Raw genomic sequence first — 12,852 nt, 5'->3', positions numbered from 1 at the left:
TCACGCGGTGGCCGCGTCCATGTCCATCACCATGACGACCCGGGCAACCGCGCTACACCACTATGCGGGGCACAACTGTTCAGCGGTCACTTGTCCGTCCAAATCGCAATGATTTTGTACCCGTCGGGAAGGCGGTCAACCAACGTTGCTCGCGCGGCCGCGTAATCGGCGTCCTCAGCGCCGATGTGGTCGATCGTGTTGATGTCATCGCCGCGGCGGATCGTTCCCGTGAGTAGCACGCGCCGACTCTACCCAGATGCACCGACAGCCAGCAGCCGAGACACCGACCGGCCCCAGTACTTCCCCGACCAGTCCCACTACGCGGTACTAGCAGCACTTCGCTGATGCTCAGCTCCACGATCAACACCTTTTTGCAGCTGCCCGAAGAGCGTACGCACTCCCTCCGACCTGTCTACGGCTACGCCGCCACGCACCCACAACTTTTCCCAGGCGCTGCGCTTATTTCCTGGAAAAACTTCTGGGCCCCTGGCCCTACGGGTCGACAGCCCTTCGCGGAGTGCAGCGAGACAAGCCCGCCAGCAGCAAAAAGCGATGGAGAGGAACCACACCATGACCACCACGACCCGCTCACATCCCAGCCGGATCACCCCTCAGATCAACAACCAGCTCGACATGTTCGACCTCCTGACCCTCGCAGAGCCCATCACCGCCCCTTTCAGCTTCACCGTCGACCCCTACACACCCGAAGAGCACCACAAAGCCTGCGAACGCTGGAGGATCGAACACGGGAGCCTCGGAATCTGGGGCAAGTCCCACCTGTGGCACTGCAGCGGATACGACTTCGGGAACAACCGCACCGTCGCCGGCGGCCACCCCACCGTCCTGATGAGTGCCGACACCCGCTGCGATCACTACTACCCCGCCACATGCTCCTGCGTCGGTGACCTGCTCTATCGGATGCACTGCGAAGGATGCGGCCACGTCACCGGCATCCACGCCAGGGAGAACGCCGCCGTCGAGGAACACCTCGACCACTGCTGGAACGGATGGCGGAACCTCCCCACCATCACCCGCAAAGGCCAAGACGGCCCATGGAAAATTCCCGACGACTACCCCACCGAGTGGCAGATCGAGGGAGCTCCCGTCAGAACACTCCGCCAGCCCATGGGAACCCGCCACGTCCCCGGCCGCTCCCCCTTCGGAGGCTACGACGCAGGAACCCTATCCCAATAAGTACTAATAGTAGTATTGTCCCCACCGCCTCGGATCAGGTGGTGGGGACTTTACTGAGGGCCTCAAATGCTCGATCCCTAATACCTCTGATGACGCCAGCAGTACTGTTGTGTATATTAGTTCTATTATCACTAATGCCCCTGCCGAAGGAGAACTATGGTCGCGCAAATTTTCGCCCTGTGTAACCAGAAAGGGGGAGTGGGCAAGAGCACGACAACCTTCCATCTCGCCCGCAGCGCGGTCACCAAGGGCCTCCGGGTCCTCGTGGTCGATGCTGACCCACAAGGCAACATCACGAGCGTTCTGACAGAGGAGGTAGGAGACGATGCCGCGGGCCTGGCTGACGTCCTCAGCGCGAGAGCGTCAGACACAATTAACGACGTCGTCATCGACGGTATCTGGGATGGGTTGTCCGTCGTCCCTACAGCAGGGGAGACGCTCGGAGTGGTCCGCGACGAACTTGTCGTGGCCGGGGCGGGGCGGGAAGCCAGGTTGAAAGACGCCCTGCATAAAGTGCGTGACGACTACGACCTCGTCCTCATCGACTGTGCGCCGAGCTTGGACACTCTCACGATTAACAGCCTCACCGCAGCTACCGGAGTCGTGGTCGTTACCCAGTCGAAGCTCTGGAGCGCCAATGGGCTCGCCAAGCTCCTCGACACCATCGCCGCTGTACAGGCGCACTATAACCCCCAGCTCCGCATCGCAGGCATCCTCGTCAACCAGCACGAGTCGCGCACCATCGGGGGAGCCCACTGGGCAGAGCAGATCCAAGAAGCCACTACAGCCCGGGGCCTTCCACTCCTGCAACCGCCAATGCCTAAACGTGCGATCATCGCCGATTCAGCCGAAGCAGCACAAGGACTCGACGAACTAGGAGCTGACGGGCTGGAACTCGCCGCTTTGTATGACAGCTATCTCGACGTACTAATGGAGAGGAAGTAACACCATGGCTAACCGCGCAGCACCCCGTAAGTCCACGCTGGCCGGCACGTCTCCGGTGACCGCAGCAACGCAACCGGAACCAAGCGTTCCGGCCGAACAGGCTCCGTCAACGACGACATCAGCTCCTCGAGTTCAGTCGCCTGCACCCAGTCCATCGAGCAAGAAGACGAAGGTCGCCTACTACCAGGACGCCGAGCTGGCAGCGAGAGTCAGGGGAGCGTTCCAAGCGACGGCCCATCTGGAGGACCATCGCAGCTTCTCGGATTTCCATGCCGCTGTGATGGAAGCCGAACTCGAACGGCTCGAAAAGAAGTACAACAACGGTCGTCCGTACAAAGGAGCTGCACCTAAAAGTGGTCGCCTCGGACGCCCTTTGGACTGAGGAAACCCTTGTGCGTAGTTAGTACTATTAGTACTAATAAACCTATTGTGTCTAAGGGGGACGGATCAATGACGCTCCCGCTGTACATCCAGCCAGAAGACTGCTGGCAATGCACGAAGACGAAGGATCTGTTGGGACTGCCAAAGCCGGTGTCCAGTTCGACACCGTGGACGTCGAGTTCTGCCGCGGTGAGCATAACCAGCTCCTCGCGCATGACGAACTCCTCGATCGGAGTATCTAACTGTCGAGCGTAGGAGTCGGCGTAGTGCTTATTCTGAACTATTCACGGACAGTACGAGCCGTCACCGACAAGCTCGCTTCTACGGAATAGTTCGAATGCCCCTAATAGTAGCAATATCCCCTCCCGCTAGATCGAAGCTGTGCACGGCCACCGCTCGCTCGGGGTGAGCTGCCCGCCTGGCCTCCAGTTCGCCACGGCTGCGACCGGAACCGGAACCGGAACCGGAACCGGAACCGGAACCGGAACCGAGCCAGGCTCTACTTTTGTGCCTCGTTGAAGGCGTTGACAATCGAGTGCGAGATCCGGCCGCGGGAACTGAGCTCGTAACCGTTGTTCTTCGCCCATTCACGGATGCGCTGGAGCTCCTCACGCCGACTACCAGCACTTCCCGCCGGCCGGTCGTCCTCACTCATAGCCTCTGATGCAGGTCCCCGCTCCTGATCAGAGGCGTCGTCAGAACCGTCGTCCTCGGGCACCGTCGGGGAGTTTTGTTTCTCGTCCGTGAGTGGGGGAGGGGTACCGTCAAACCCAGGGTTGGTGTTGTAGTTCTTCTCAAGGTGCTCCTTGATGTCATCGCGGAAGATAATCCACGTGCCGCCGAGACGGATGGCAGGCATTCTTCCATCGCGCAGCCACCGGTACGTCACCGTTTTGTCGGACAGCCCAAGAACGTCGGTGAGCTGATCGACACTAAGCCGTGACGGCAAGTCAGCGAAGAGGGTGTCGAGTGCTCGACTCATGATCGGCTACGTCCCGTCCAGGCTGGGAGAGCTACTTGTTGGCCTCGTTGTAGGCATCCACGATCGATTGTGAAATCCGGCCCCGCGAGCTGGGGTTATGCCCGTTGTCCTGCGCCCACCGGCGAATTCTCTGTACCTCGTCACGCTTCGCCCGGCTCGTAGAGGTCCCACGCTGTCCACTTCGGTCGCTCTGCCCCTTGCGCCCAGTGGACGACTTACGGGCAACATCAACGTACTGCGACAGCGCGGACCGCAGCTTCTCGGCATTCTCCGTCGTCAGATCAATCTCGTACTCTGTGCCGTCAACACCGAAGCGCACGGTCTCCTGCGCTACTTCGCCGTTGAGGTCGTCGATCAGGTCAATCTGTACACGCTGTGCCATTTGCCACTCCCAAATTTTTGTCCGACATGATGAACCCCAGCCATCAACTCTATCGCGGGCCACGTGCGCAGGCCGCTCTTCTGTTGCTTCAGCTGAGCAGCACCGCATGCCATAAGGATCCTTCAGTCATTCCCGCGCCCAGAATGGGTACAAACGTCGGAGGGTCATGTAAGAATTTCCACAAGCTGAAAGGGGGAAGGCGAAATGCCCTTTGTTGCACTTCTACGGGGACAACGCGTCAATGCGTTGGAACTCACCGGCCAGCAGTGGTCTGGGTTACGCGCGAGTGATGACTACGCGTCCTTGGTTTTCCCTGGCTGCGGTATTCGAGCAACAGCTAAAACTAGCTCACGGGGACGCAGGTTCTTCGCGCACCACACCACATTAGAATGCAACGAACCTCACCTTAACGAAACTCCTCAACACCGCATGATGAAGGAAGCAATTGCACGTCTGATCGATTCACAGCCAGGATGGCGAGCACTGGTTGAGTATCCCGGGCCAAGTCGGGAATGGGTGGCAGACGTTCTAGCAGTGTCCGACAGCGGACGCCGAATCGTGTTTGAGGTGCAGCTGACGCAGCAAGGAGACCCTGATTTTGAGCAGCGCAGTCAGGTGCGGTTCGACGCTGGCGCGCTGCCAGTATGGATTACCCCCCATCAACCAGCTGCATACCCGAGGCTTCCACTGATCAGCACAGGCTTCAGAAAATCTTCTCCGCTACCAGAAGACCTTGACGAGCTCCTTACGGAGTTGAGTACTGGTTCCACCGGCAGGCGCACAACGCTGCGGTCGCGCATACTGTTCTATCTCGAGAATGACCGCCCATGGACCCATGGTGATCCGCGGTACCAACACGAGCAACGTGCGACGGCTCAGCAACAGTCTCAAGAGAGAGAGTCTGTAAGGATTCAGCAGGTATCCAAGGAGGAAAGGAAGAAGCAACAACGCGCGGCCACCTTCGTGCGCTCGGCATTCAATCCCGGGTCCGTCCATCCGAAGGTGCGTTTCCCGAGAGACAATAGGCAGGCCTTATGGGTAGTCGGTGTGCGCTGTCACCGATGCGGCGATGCCTACTACGTTTGGTCAGTGCAGGACCCCGACAGGTTTATCCGCGCATACTCCCCTAAACCGGGGCGGCCTGAGGACCGGCCGGAGATTAGAGGAGTGGTAGAGCGGTGGCATGCCCAGCTTCACAAGCCTTTTCCGTTAGCGGTTCTAGGTCGCACACAGGCGGAGCAATACAAGAGTCGGGCCCGCACCTACTTCGCCTGTCCATCGTGCCGCAGGATCAGCGATTCGTATCTTCACCTCATCCCCAGTGAGAAGTGGTTGCTGTTGCCTGGTTTTTCGACGGCATCAGCACCGACGGAGGATTTTGAGGACATGGTGCGTCGAGCTCAGCGACGACGCGAGCACAGGAACAACTAGATCGGCCTGAATGGCTGTCCTCCCATGGTGTCGCCAAAGAACCGTTTCCTGGCTAGAGACCTAGACTGGGCGTCATGAGTGATTCGTTGTTTGAGGTCGCAGTTGAGGAAGCGGACCTGCCTAAACCAGAGCGTGAATACCCGATCACGGATACCCAGATCACCCAGATCCGAGCAGAATTTGAGCGTCTGGAAGTAGCTTCGATGGATGACCGGCAACGACTCATTGAATCGGCCACGGTACGTCCAGTGAACAAGCTGCGTGACTTATCAGCTGTGGAGGCGCGGCGAGTCTTGACTGTCCTTAGAGCACGGACGGATGTCGCCCGCACTGTCGGTGGTTCAACGTGGGACACCCGTCAGGAAGACACCTGGATCGACAAGTTGTAAACACGCGCTGAAGCCCACTGGCTAGCAAAGAGACGCCTCCGGCACCGGACCGCTTGTCGTCTCACCCCTGGTAGTTGAAGGCTTGCTGACCGTTGTAGAGCATCTCGATGGATGTCGCTTGGGCGATAGCTGTTCGAACGTTCGCGTCCTTCAAATCGAGGACGCGTAGTTGTCCATTAATCTTGGCGATCGAATCGATCCTGGCATAGTGATTCCCGTGCTGCTCGGCGTAGTTGGAGAGCCCACGCAGTTTGGGTAAGGCGTCCCCGTAGTGGTGCCCGTGAGGATCAACGATCGAGGCGACTACTTGCCCATCCCCGGTGCGGTCAAAGACGATGAAGTCTGGTCGGACCAGAGCTTGGCTGTCGCTATCGGTGTAGACGGCGGCCAGCGACTCAGGCTTGGAGACGCCGGGATTTCGGTACCAACAAATAAGGCTCTCGCGTGCCAGTTCGAGGTGCAGTACGTCTGTTTCCCACGAGCTTTTAAAGTCTTCGGGGTAGTCGCCAGTTGCCGGCATCAGTAGGTGTTTGGGGTAGCGCGGCAGTTCTTTGCGTGTGGCCTCGTCACTGCCAATCTGCTCATACGAGGGAACCAACCAGCGTTCCGGCTTTGCTAGAGAAACAGACTGTGAGGTACGCGCCTGTTGCTTGATCTTGCGGTACTCCTCCTGCCGAGTCGACGACAGCCCTGAGATAGGCACGCGGTAGGTCGTAAACCAACCATCGGCTAACTCTTCAGCTCGCCGGTTGAAGCTCTCCACCACTGCAGGTACTCGAGACATTGCGGCTATTCGTGCCTGAGCTTCAATCAAGGCCTCCACCTCATCGCTGTCATCGTGTGCCGAGACGTCCTGCTCAGCAAGGTAGGAGGCATAACTCATCGATACAGCTTTGCCGAAAACGCGGCTGGAGCGGCGGAACGCTTCCTCGATAACTGCCTCGTCAGCTTCGGCTGTGTAAGCACCTGTCGATCGAGCACCTGAGGCCCTGTCCACAAACAACTCACTGACTTCGACTCGTTTCACTTCAACCAGCGCTTGCTCGACTGCAGTGCGATGTGTGGCTGCGGCCCCGTCCAGGGCATGATGCATCAGTTCATGGGCTTGGGCGCCCGCTGCGGGCAGGATGTGGTCCGCGGCTAGTTCATGCGCCAGTAAGGTCAACCTCTTGACCGGATTTGTAACCGTCTTGGGTAGGGCTATGGAGGGCAGGGAGGTAAATACGTCCCATACGTCCTGGCTGATGTGGTTGGATGTGACTTCGGTGGGGTCGATTAGGGCTCGCCGTCCGGGGACCACGGGCATGTTGTCGTCCCCGTAGGTAAGTGCGTCAGCAACATCACGGGTGGTACTGGGAGCGAAGTAGGGCAGGAAGCAGTAGACGCTCGACAGCAGATCATTTCCGGGGATACGACGAGCCAGGGGAGTGCGTGCCATTCGGCCTAATAGCTGAGTGATATGAGTCCGATCCGAGGCTGGTCGGAAGGAAACCATGACCTCGGCGCGAGGACAGTCCCAGCCCGTGCTAATCGCATCCTTAGCGATCAACACGCGACACCAGTCATTGTCCTGAACCTCCTCAGGGCTGAGGTAAGGGATTTCGTGCAAGCCGAACCGTTGGGTGGTGTGTTCTCCTAACACATGGGCGACGTTAGTTCCTGCTAAGTCAGGCCACTGTTGAAAAATGGTGTCTAGTGCCGCACCAACTTCGTCAGAGTTGGGTGTATTTGGCAGTTGCAGGATCATGAGTGGCTTTACGACGGCGCTCTCCTGCTCAATCTGGGCGTAGTCGGCCCATGCTGCAGTCATTTCGCGCAAGCGATCTACGGCGCGGCGTAGCAAAACCTTATCGAATGCTCCCGTCTCCGCCGGCGAGTCGAGGACGTAGGTGTCTTTAAGCAACCCGGAACTCTGTACATCGACCGGACTAACTCTCACCCGGTCGATTACAAGGCGCTCCTCCCATGTCTCCAACGTCTGGTGGAGGCGCTGAGGAGTAGCGGTGATGCCAAGGATGATCGGTACGGGCGGAATCCTCGGCGTTGTGTGCTGCTGGCCGTTGATGATGCGTTGCACGATCGACTCGTGGGCCGTTGCTGCAGATTTGGATTGGCCCATGCCCTGATGGGCTTCGTCCACGAACATGTAGAGGGTGCGGTCCGGGTCCTCGATTGTGTTTCGGATCGTGTCCCAGATGGTGTACTCGCGTCCTTCAGGCATATTTTCTAGGGCGATCTCACCTTGGCGGTCTTCGAATCCTCTGACGAGTAGGGATGTACGAGAGAACTTCTGGTGGTTAAGGAAGTAGACCTTCCCGGGGTCAAAAGTGCGCTGGTTGAACGTGGTCGGTACGACAACCAGGTCACTGTAGGGAATCATGTCCGTAGCCTCGAGCAGCCGGAACCGAGACTGTTCGTTCAAGGCAGGGTCGGACGAGAACCACAACACCGTGGCTTTTGGGTCGGCTTCAAAGTTCAGATCTTCATTACTCGTGAAAAGCGCTTCCAACAGCGCCGATGCGATGACTGTCTTACCGGCGCCCATGGTGGCCGTCAGCGTCACAGCTTGAGGCCGCCCTGAGCCTTCGTAGTACATTCGGGCATCCCGGAGGGCGCTCAGTAATTCGGCGACAGCTTTGTCCTGGTAGTCCTTCAAAGTGAACCGCATGACTTAGCCTCCATTCCGGATCTGAAAGTTTCGCAGGTACGACTCGTAGAGCCGAACCGCTTCAACGCCTTCTGGAAGACGTCGAGTTACAGATTGGAACCGTCGCTCATCATCGGTCACCACATACGCGATTTTGACGCTGGGGATGTCCGCCACCGCCTCGACAAATGCGGTGGTGACGTCTAGATCGGTCAACACGCCGTAAGCCTCCGCTACCACCCACCCGGTAGAAGGTTCGGTATCGATACACGTCCCTGTGGCGCCGGCGCGCAACCATAGCAAGGGGGCAATCTGGCGGAACGCTTTGTTGTGAGCCACCTCAGTGCGCGTCTCGTACGTCAGTGCGAAGAACCGCGCGTTTTCTTGCATCCCCTCAAACATGGGGAACTCGTCGGTGAACTTGTAGTCACCCTTGACTGGCTCGCCCTGGGGAGTTTTGCCCGTAATTACCGCATCGAGGCGAGGCATGGTGATGTGATCGCAGATGCCCCACTGCTCCCACTCCGGGTCGCCGGGTCGGAGTCCTTGTTTTCGGAGTCCTTTTTGCTCATCGGCGCCAACCTCGTTGTTGGTCACCGAGATGCATTGGCGATTGCCTCCGTCCTGATGGTTCAGACGCATGACCGCATGGGCTGTTGTCCCAGAACCTGCAAAGAAGTCGAGAACAACTGCATTCGGTTTGTCCCTGACCGCGACCCTCAGGCAGTCCTCGACGGCATACAGGGACTTAGGGAAGGGAAAAGAGCGATCGGGCAGGAGCGCCCGTAGCATCCGTGACCCGTGCTCTCCGGCGGAGTGCCGCGATCGGTTCCACACCGTTTTCGGGGTCATCAAGGTACTGTCAGCTGCTTGTTCGAGCTGCAGTGCACCGGTAGCGGCCTGGCCAACGACTTTGATCTCGCCAGCTTCAATACGCCGTATTTGGGCCTTGCCAAGATACAGGACGGACCACCGATCGTTCTTCGCGTCATAAGCACCCAGTTTGGCCATGCCAGAACTGAGGAGGGTGCGTAAATACTCAGGAGAAGTCCGCCAGTTGGCTTCGATGCCGTTGCTGCGAACAGGCCAAAGAGTCGCGAGACCTGGCCGATCAGGAACGGATAACCGGTCGCTGGTAAGAGGGATAGGCTCTCCCACTTCGCGGATGACTTGTTGGGCTCGATCAACATAGATCGGGTAAAAAAGATTCGGCCGGTCCACTCGTCGCGAGTTCGACCCACCTCGCATGAGCCACTCCCAACGAACTCCTTCTTTTACCACCTTCACGCCTTGATCAAGCATGGTGTCTTCTAGCCGCGATGGTGTTGCGGCACCGAAAAAGCAAAAGTAGGCATACTCTTCGACGCGAGCTAGCTCCGCACCACGTGCGACACCATTCGGATTAATGACAATGGTCGTCATCTGAATCCGCGCCTCTGGCAGGGCCTGCTCCAGCAACAGCCCCAACCGCAGGTACTCCTTTTCATCAATCGTCACGATGAGAATGGAGTCCTCGGGATTCAACAGTTCCTTGGCCACCTGAAGACGGCGCTCCATGAAGGCAAGCCACTTACTGTGGCGGTAGATGTCTTCGCCCTCCACATAGTCATTGTTGTACTTCCAGTCCTTGGCTCCCGTGTTGTACGGAGGATCGATGTAGATGGCGTCGATCTTCCCCTTATGGGTATAGCTCAGCGCCTGGAGGGCATGGAAGTTCTCCCCCTTAATGACAGTGTGATGCGGTTTGTCTCCGCCTCGTTCTACCGTCCCCGTCGGCACAAGGCCGGGATAGATGTAGTCCCGGAAGACAGACACAACGACAAGATCATCAGTGTCAGCGCTTCGAATATTTGGGGCCTCGACGCCGTACTCCATAAGACGAGCCACTCGCCGGCCGTCTACGCGCTCGATAGCCTGAACCACCCACAGGGCCTTACTCCCAGATTCGAGGCTCCGACGGGGTGGCAGAATCCGGACCTTATCGCCCTTACGCACCACGCGTCCTGGAATCTCTGTGCTCTCAGGGTGGTGCCGCTCAAAGTTCAGACCGAAAGCACGACGGGAGGATAGTGCTTTGTACTCTCGGTCGAGGTCAGCAGCGAGCTGCGGATCCTTGCGCTCAACTTGGCGCAGCAGATCGGTCAACTTGGACATAGGGGAACGGCTCCATGAAACGGGGGCATCAACCCCGATGCTGGGGCCGGGCAGAACGGTGGATCTGTCGGATCGCACACGACTAGTCCGCTGACTACTGCCGTTGCCAACATACCGGTTGGACAGCGATGAACCGCACTTGACTCATCACGCGCCGGTGATCGAGCCTGATTGGAGGAGAAAGACCCTGCCTTCGCAGGGTCTTTCCCTCAATCTGCTAAGCGAGCAGGTCTGGGCCTGCGGGCTTGCGGGTTCTTCCTAGCTTCTTCAATTCGAGCAATCAGCTCTGGGTTTCGTTCCAGGGCAAGTTCGTCTTCGGTGAGGATGACGGCGGGTCTAAAGATAAGGACGCCATCGGGCTCCTCCTCCACTAGATACCGGTGGTGCTTAGCAACTTTCCCTAGGCTTCCACGGAATCGATCATCCAGCTCAATCAGTTGTGCGCTCATGGTAGTGGCTCCTCGTGGTCGAACCTTCGACCTCTTTGCGAGTCTCCAGTCTATGGCAAGAAACCCACTTTCCCAAGTGCCTAATCTGGGTAAGTGGTACAGTGGGTACATGGCCGTACTAGAGTTGGATCCCGACCCGGATGATGAGTTTCAGCGGCTGAGAAGCGACGATTGGCACCTCGCTAGAGCGGTCGATGAAGTCTTTGTCGACCTGGAGACGGAGCCTCATAAGGCATACCTCACGCGAACGTACTTGCGACCAAGAGGCCTCTATAAGGTCCTTGTGCAAACTGCTGCGGGTTACCCAGACCACATGATCCTCTGGGAGTTCGACGGCGACATCGTTGTCATTCGTTACCTTGGAGCAAACTTCGCCAATGCTTGAACGGCTAGAGCAGAGGAAAATTGCGCTCCCGCATAGGATGACTTCATGTTCGGACCCGAATAGGTCACCATTCGTAATAGCGTGCCCAACGTCCTCGTCAATGAGGCGTACGGACCGGTCTGGACACGCGCTCGAGACGTCATGGTGGTCGACACAGCCGGTGGCACCGCAACTCACTTGTCCCTGAAATCCAGTAGCGAAACCACATTATGTGGCCAGCAGTCCGCGAGGGTGTCCAGTGCCTGGTTCCTCCTAAGCGGCTGCAAAAAATGCTCAAAAGCGGCCACTAAGCAGGGGATCGCCACAATCACCGACACGGTCGGTACGCTCGTCGACCTCGTAACAAGCACAAAAGTTACCCAGTGGCCTTAACTTGCATCCCACGCGCTACAAGCGCGGAAGGTGCGCGACTGCATGCCGCGTCACCAGCAAGCTCTCAGAGCAAGCTGCGCTGGCACCCGAGTACGCCTGCTTTCTGGTAGCAAGAGGAAAGCAGGCAGCCGGGCAAGTGCGGATGATACGTCAGTGGTCATCCGTTGATGGATCTGTCCAACCGCATCCTCCTGCCCAGGCCTACCGTGACTGATTACAGCGGCGCCGTTTCCTGTCCGGCACCTTGCCTCGGTTTGCACCTTCCACTCCTCTTGTCAGTAGTCGTAAGCCCCGTATTCGTCCATCATCATTTTGTTGTAGTGACGCGCCTGCTGCACACTCATCTCGTCAATGGATACTTCGTCCAAAGTCAAATCTAGCTGGATAACTGGGAAGGTCCATTTGTTCATCACGGTGTGCCAGGCCTCCCTCAGCTCCATTGGAATTTCTTCATGCTCTTGAGGAGCAACTTCGGCAAGAACGTGCAGCGCCCGATCCCTTGCAAACTCCCATCGCGTTGACCCATCGAAACGTGCGTTCCTCCACGTTTTGGCAGCTGCTCGTGCACCGGCCTCGCTCAGAACCCCAGAAACTCTCAGTGCGAGAACTAGACTCGTAAGACGCCCGGTGACATATAGTGACTCTTGGTCTGCCCCGCTCCACTCGAATTCGCCAGGCTGGGATTCCTCAAAATCAACGTATAGTGCGGACTCACGACCGCGCAATATGTCATTTCTAAAAATCCAATCTGCGTCATTCGGCCCATCCAGGTAGTGGCTTGGACGAAGCGCAGCCACGTAGCGCTCGATTTCGGCGAAATCAGCCGGATTACCCTCATGGACATGAGCGTATATTCCTCGAGCTAGGTGACTGTAAAAGTACTTGCACCCCCTCGTGAAAGGCTTTTGCGGGTGCATGCACCTTGCAAGATCGAGCAGGATAAGCACCTTAGCTGCTTCCTCGGTGCAAATCACATCCAACGCAGCTGCAGCGACAACATCATCAGCATCCTGCAGATTTCTGATAGAGGCGGCTAGGTGAGTAACACGCTCACCTAGTTTCTCAAGACCCTCCCCTAAAATTGGAAAACGTTCGTCATTGCTAAGGGATACAAGGTGATCTAACCGTCGCGGTATCATTT

12 protein-coding genes are annotated in these 12,852 nt (G+C 57.7%); 5 read left to right on the top strand and 7 right to left on the bottom strand.

The features are described 5' to 3' along the window. Positions 1-86: 86 nt before the first annotated feature. Positions 87-239 carry a hypothetical protein gene (locus tag ACX80P_RS15435; protein ID WP_459278998.1) on the bottom strand — a complete coding sequence of 51 codons (153 nt, stop codon included), beginning with the start codon at positions 237-239 and terminating at the stop codon, positions 87-89. A gap of 331 nt (positions 240-570) precedes the next feature. Between ACX80P_RS15435 and ACX80P_RS15430 the strand changes: the two genes are divergently transcribed. The 3 genes from ACX80P_RS15430 to ACX80P_RS15420 all read left to right on the top strand — a co-directional run bounded on the left by ACX80P_RS15430 (position 571) and on the right by ACX80P_RS15420 (position 2,521). Then, positions 571-1,194, top strand: coding sequence for a DUF6349 family protein (locus tag ACX80P_RS15430; RefSeq protein WP_459278997.1), 624 nt, complete (start codon positions 571-573; stop codon positions 1,192-1,194). Positions 1,195-1,350: 156 nt separating this feature from the next. Continuing rightward, the gene (locus ACX80P_RS15425; protein ID WP_459278996.1) at positions 1,351-2,139 is read left to right on the top strand and encodes a ParA family protein; all 789 of its coding nucleotides are present in this window, start codon (positions 1,351-1,353) and stop codon (positions 2,137-2,139) included. A gap of 4 nt (positions 2,140-2,143) precedes the next feature. Continuing rightward, on the top strand, positions 2,144-2,521 hold the full coding sequence (locus ACX80P_RS15420; RefSeq protein ID WP_459278995.1) for a ParB family protein: 378 nt from the start codon (positions 2,144-2,146) through the stop codon (positions 2,519-2,521). Between the two features lie 498 nt (positions 2,522-3,019). Here the strand turns inward: ACX80P_RS15420 and ACX80P_RS15415 are convergent, their stop codons facing one another. Together ACX80P_RS15415 and ACX80P_RS15410 are read right to left on the bottom strand one after the other, a co-directional pair. After that, positions 3,020-3,502, bottom strand: a complete 483-nt coding sequence (locus ACX80P_RS15415; protein WP_459278994.1) for an Lsr2 family DNA-binding protein — start codon at positions 3,500-3,502, stop codon at positions 3,020-3,022. A 31-nt stretch (positions 3,503-3,533) separates the two neighbouring features. Continuing rightward, positions 3,534-3,884, bottom strand: coding sequence for a histone-like nucleoid-structuring protein Lsr2 (locus ACX80P_RS15410; RefSeq protein ID WP_459278993.1), 351 nt, complete (start codon positions 3,882-3,884; stop codon positions 3,534-3,536). Positions 3,885-5,389: 1,505 nt separating this feature from the next. Between ACX80P_RS15410 and ACX80P_RS15405 the strand changes: the two genes are divergently transcribed. Then, complete coding sequence (locus ACX80P_RS15405) at positions 5,390-5,704, top strand: hypothetical protein (protein WP_459278992.1); 315 nt, start codon at positions 5,390-5,392, stop codon at positions 5,702-5,704. A 61-nt stretch (positions 5,705-5,765) separates the two neighbouring features. Here ACX80P_RS15405 and ACX80P_RS15400 read toward each other — a convergent pair whose 3' ends face one another. The 3 genes from ACX80P_RS15400 to ACX80P_RS15390 form a co-directional block, all read right to left on the bottom strand. Next, a complete protein-coding gene (locus ACX80P_RS15400; protein WP_459278991.1) occupies positions 5,766-8,372 on the bottom strand; it encodes a DEAD/DEAH box helicase in 2,607 nt (868 codons plus the stop codon). Between the two features lie 3 nt (positions 8,373-8,375). Further along, positions 8,376-10,505 carry a site-specific DNA-methyltransferase gene (locus ACX80P_RS15395; RefSeq protein ID WP_459278990.1) on the bottom strand — a complete coding sequence of 710 codons (2,130 nt, stop codon included), beginning with the start codon at positions 10,503-10,505 and terminating at the stop codon, positions 8,376-8,378. Positions 10,506-10,714: 209 nt separating this feature from the next. Further along, positions 10,715-10,954 (bottom strand): hypothetical protein, encoded by a 240-nt coding sequence (locus ACX80P_RS15390; RefSeq protein ID WP_459278989.1) that lies wholly within the window; start codon positions 10,952-10,954, stop codon positions 10,715-10,717. 109 nt (positions 10,955-11,063) lie between these two features. Here ACX80P_RS15390 and ACX80P_RS15385 point away from each other — a divergent pair, with 109 nt between their 5' ends. After that, entirely contained in the window at positions 11,064-11,339 is a 276-nt protein-coding gene (locus tag ACX80P_RS15385; protein WP_459278988.1) for a hypothetical protein, read from the top strand. A 647-nt stretch (positions 11,340-11,986) separates the two neighbouring features. Here ACX80P_RS15385 and ACX80P_RS15380 read toward each other — a convergent pair. After that, positions 11,987-12,850 carry a hypothetical protein gene (locus ACX80P_RS15380; RefSeq protein WP_459278987.1) on the bottom strand — a complete coding sequence of 288 codons (864 nt, stop codon included), beginning with the start codon at positions 12,848-12,850 and terminating at the stop codon, positions 11,987-11,989. Positions 12,851-12,852 lie beyond the last annotated feature (2 nt).

The organism is Arthrobacter arabinosi (assembly GCF_054511115.1).
The sequence above is the reverse complement of the archived record's forward strand: the minus strand, read 5'-3'. Positions and strand labels throughout refer to the sequence as shown.

What these genes read in the sequence shown, in the direction of transcription:
- ACX80P_RS15430 (WP_459278997.1), top strand. Translation starts at nt 571, where the DNA reads ATGACCACCACGACCCGCTCACATCCCAGCCGGATCACCCCTCAGATC.
- ACX80P_RS15425 (WP_459278996.1), top strand. Translation starts at nt 1,351, where the DNA reads ATGGTCGCGCAAATTTTCGCCCTGTGTAACCAGAAAGGGGGAGTGGGC.
- ACX80P_RS15420 (WP_459278995.1), top strand. Translation starts at nt 2,144, where the DNA reads ATGGCTAACCGCGCAGCACCCCGTAAGTCCACGCTGGCCGGCACGTCT.
- ACX80P_RS15415 (WP_459278994.1), bottom strand. Translation starts at nt 3,502, where the DNA reads ATGAGTCGAGCACTCGACACCCTCTTCGCTGACTTGCCGTCACGGCTT.
- ACX80P_RS15410 (WP_459278993.1), bottom strand. Translation starts at nt 3,884, where the DNA reads ATGGCACAGCGTGTACAGATTGACCTGATCGACGACCTCAACGGCGAA.
- ACX80P_RS15405 (WP_459278992.1), top strand. Translation starts at nt 5,390, where the DNA reads ATGAGTGATTCGTTGTTTGAGGTCGCAGTTGAGGAAGCGGACCTGCCT.
- ACX80P_RS15400 (WP_459278991.1), bottom strand. Translation starts at nt 8,372, where the DNA reads ATGCGGTTCACTTTGAAGGACTACCAGGACAAAGCTGTCGCCGAATTA.
- ACX80P_RS15395 (WP_459278990.1), bottom strand. Translation starts at nt 10,505, where the DNA reads ATGTCCAAGTTGACCGATCTGCTGCGCCAAGTTGAGCGCAAGGATCCG.
- ACX80P_RS15390 (WP_459278989.1), bottom strand. Translation starts at nt 10,954, where the DNA reads ATGAGCGCACAACTGATTGAGCTGGATGATCGATTCCGTGGAAGCCTA.
- ACX80P_RS15385 (WP_459278988.1), top strand. Translation starts at nt 11,064, where the DNA reads ATGGCCGTACTAGAGTTGGATCCCGACCCGGATGATGAGTTTCAGCGG.
- ACX80P_RS15380 (WP_459278987.1), bottom strand. Translation starts at nt 12,850, where the DNA reads ATGATACCGCGACGGTTAGATCACCTTGTATCCCTTAGCAATGACGAA.